Genomic DNA, 1,571 nt, shown 5'->3' with positions numbered 1-1,571 from the left:
CAAGCTCACTATTACATGGGCTTGTATAGCTACACCTACTCTGCTGGTCTTGTCATCTCGACTGCTGGCTATCTCCATCTGAAAAACTCTGAAACTGGAGCTGAAGACTGGCTCAACCTCCTCAAATCAGGTGGCAGTAAGACACCGCTTGAGTCAGCCATGATTATCGGAGCGGATATTTCAACGGACAAACCACTCCGTGATACGATTCAGTTTCTGTCTGAAACAGTTGACCAGATTATCGCCTACAGTGCTGAGTTGGGAGAGTAAGGGTATCCAGTGTCGGATTTAAGACGGTTTATCGATAAGATGAATACACAAAAATCACCTGTTTGAGGTGATTTTTTTATGCTTTAAAGATTTATTCAAATTTTCCTTTATTGGCCTCGTTTGAAGCCTTCATGCTAATTTGTAAAAGGTTGGCGAGATTTTCATTATCAAGGCTAGCTTCTCCATTATTATCCACTTTTATGGCAAGGTAATGGGTGTTACGATCAAGATAATCCATGCCCTCTAGGTCTACGTAGTTGTCAGCTTTAAAATCAAGCGCCGCTAATTGATAAACAAATCGAATATTTAGAGCTTTAGCATAGTCTGTTTCAAGAACCTTTTGTTGTTCTTCTACCAGTCCTTGAAAGAATTCGAGATTGTCTGTGTGATAGGATGCTTTGACTTCATATTGGTAAGTATCTACAGCTGGGGATATAAATTTCAAATAAACCATGTCGCCCTCCACCTTATAGTCCTCAAGAGTATAGGCACCTGCTTTTCCTAATGCATTGGTGTTGACCTTGAAAAACATTGGTGCATAAATTTTCAGAGGATATTTTTCTCCCTTATACTCAAAGATGGTATCATTTGAAAAATTCGGACGGATTTTAGTTAACTCAGGGACTAAATATTCGTTCCAAATCTTATCAAATAACTCTTCTTGATTGCTAGCACTCGCTGATTTCACAACTAGGTCAAAATTTTCTTGATTGACAAAGACAGCATCCACTAATTTGAGGGCTGTTTGAACCTTAGGATCCGAAATTTCCTTTTTCTTTTTTTCAAGATTCTCAGCCGCCTCTTTCGTGCGATCTAAAGTTTTATTAAATTGACTGCTACTGTTGGTTTCAACAAAGGTTCTCTCATAGTTGGTAGGTTCAACTTTGGCATTCCAGTCAAATGAAGCGGCAGGACCAGTTACATCTTTCTTGTGATAGGTAGAGGCCTGATTGTTTGAATTATTTGTAGAACTAGTAGATGGCTTTGATGAGCAAGCACCAAGGGCTAAGGCTAGTGTTGTCACACAAGCTAGGCAACAAAGTCTGAACGATTTTTTCATACATTTCTCCTTCAAGTAATGCTTGTTATTCATTGGCTATTATATCATGACCTTTAGGATTACAGTGTTTTAAAATGAATTAGACAGGATTTTAACATCATAGATGAAACAGTCATATCAGCCTTTTATGATATACTATAAGGGAAATATGATTAGTTGTTTTATTAATTATCATAAGCAAGGAGAGGGTTATGAAAAAACGCATATTTCTCACAATGTTACTTTTAGGAGGATTGATAAT

1 protein-coding gene and 1 pseudogene are annotated in these 1,571 nt (G+C 37.7%); one reads left to right on the top strand and one right to left on the bottom strand.

All coding sequences use genetic code 11. The features are described 5' to 3' along the window. Positions 1-270: pseudogene (locus GMD6S_RS09040) on the top strand (M3 family metallopeptidase); the annotation flags it as partial. A 91-nt stretch (positions 271-361) separates the two neighbouring features. On the opposite strand, the gene GMD6S_RS09035 reads toward GMD6S_RS09040, so the two are convergent. Further along, on the bottom strand, positions 362-1,330 hold the full coding sequence (locus GMD6S_RS09035; RefSeq protein WP_000748116.1) for a hypothetical protein: 969 nt from the start codon (positions 1,328-1,330) through the stop codon (positions 362-364). Positions 1,331-1,571 lie beyond the last annotated feature (241 nt).

The sequence above is a fragment of the Streptococcus sp. GMD6S genome (assembly GCF_000297015.1).
The sequence above is the reverse complement of the archived record's forward strand: the minus strand, read 5'-3'. Positions and strand labels throughout refer to the sequence as shown.

Bases quoted from the DNA above. Each gene is read 5' to 3' on its own strand.
- GMD6S_RS09035 (WP_000748116.1), bottom strand. From the start codon at position 1,330: ATGAAAAAATCGTTCAGACTTTGTTGCCTAGCTTGTGTGACAACACTA.